This window comes from Streptomyces sp. NRRL WC-3549 (assembly GCF_000721935.1).
Classification (GTDB): domain Bacteria; phylum Actinomycetota; class Actinomycetes; order Streptomycetales; family Streptomycetaceae; genus Streptomyces.
Genome location: NZ_KL585425.1, coordinates 92,115 through 93,638 on the forward strand (window position 1 = coordinate 92,115; position 1,524 = coordinate 93,638).

A 1,524-nucleotide genomic window follows, 5' to 3' on the forward strand; every position below is an offset into this window, starting at 1 on the left:
GATCTGGGGGTGTCACGCGGGCTGGTCACCGAGGCGTACGAGCAGTTGACGGCGGAGGGCTATCTGCGCAGCGGGCGGGGCGCGGGCACCTGGGTGAGCGATACGGTGCGCCCTTCCGCCCAGGCGGCGGCGCGCGACATGGCGCCGCGTGCGCCGGGCGCGCAGGTGGATTTCCGGCCGGGCACCCCGGACCTCTCCCTCTTCCCGCGCGGTGCGTGGGCGGCCACACAGCGTGCGGTGCTGGGCCGGCTGGCGCACGGTTCCCTCGGTTACCCGGACCCGCGCGGTCTGCCGGAACTGCGGGTCGCCCTGGCGGATCTGCTGACCAGGCGCCGCGGTGTGGTGGCCGATCCCGAGCGCCTGGTGGTGTGTTCGGGGGTGGCACAGGCGGCGACCCTGTTCGGCTCCGTGCTGCGCGACCGGGGTGTGGAGACGGTCGGTGTGGAGGACCCCGGGAGCCCGCAGCACGCCTCGCTGTTCGCCTCGGCCGGGCTGCGGGCCCTCGGGCTCCCGCTCGACGACGAGGGTCTCGCTCCCGGTCCGGTGTTCCGCTCCGGCGTGCGCGCCCTGGTCACGACGCCGGCCCACCAGTTCCCCACCGGTCTCGCGTACTCCGCCGAGCGGCGCGGTCGTCTGCTCGCCTGGGCACGCGACACCTCTGGTGTGATCATGGAGGACGACTACGACGGCGACTTCCGTTACGACCGGGCGCCGGTGGGAGCGTTGCAGGGGCTGGACCCCGAACACGTCGTGTACACCGGCTCGGTGAGCAAGTCGCTGGCTCCGGGTCTCCGGCTCGGCTGGCTGATCGCCCCCGCGTCGATGACCGAGGAGATCGTCGCCCGCAAACGGACGATGGACCTGGGGAACCCCGCGCTCGACCAGGCGGTGCTCGCCGACTTCGTCCGCCGGGGCGGCTACGACCGGCAGTTGCGCCGCTGCCAACGGCTCTACCGGGAGCGACGGGACGCACTGACCACGGCGCTGGCCGCCCACTTCCCCGGGACCGAGGTCAGCGGCATCGCCGCCGGGCTGCACATCATCGCCCGTCTTCCCGGACGGTTCGGCCCGCAGCCGGACCTCCTCCGCCGGGCGTCCGCCGCCGGCATCGCGCTGCGGCCGCTCAGCGCGTGCCGTGCGACGGCGGATCCGGTGACCGGGCACGAGGGGGCCTCGGCGGGGGCCGCCGACGACGGGGACGGCACGGTCCCTCTGGTTCTGGGGTACGCGCACCTTTCGCCGGCCGAGATCGCGCGCGGCGTCCGCCTGCTGGCCGAGGCGCTGCCCACGCGGCAGGGCGGGGTGCGGTCGTCCGCCCGTGCCGAGGGGTGCCTCCCGCCGACAGCGGGCAGAAGAAGCTGAGCGACCGGATCCACACGTAACCCATCAGTCACAGTACGTTCGTGACCAGGCAACACCCCTGGGTCACAGTGAAGTACATGACTGATGTGACACCTGCCGGGAGTGCCCGCCGCCCCCACCACGGGCGGCGGGACCTGATCGAGCCGGCCGCGCTCGTCACGG

General features: G+C 74.0%; 1 protein-coding gene. It reads left to right on the top strand.

From position 1 onward, the window contains the following. Positions 1-1,362: MocR-like pyridoxine biosynthesis transcription factor PdxR (locus tag IH13_RS0128190; protein WP_051835956.1), on the top strand; the 1,362-nt coding region annotated here is incomplete at its 5' end. Positions 1,363-1,524: the final 162 nt, after the last annotated feature.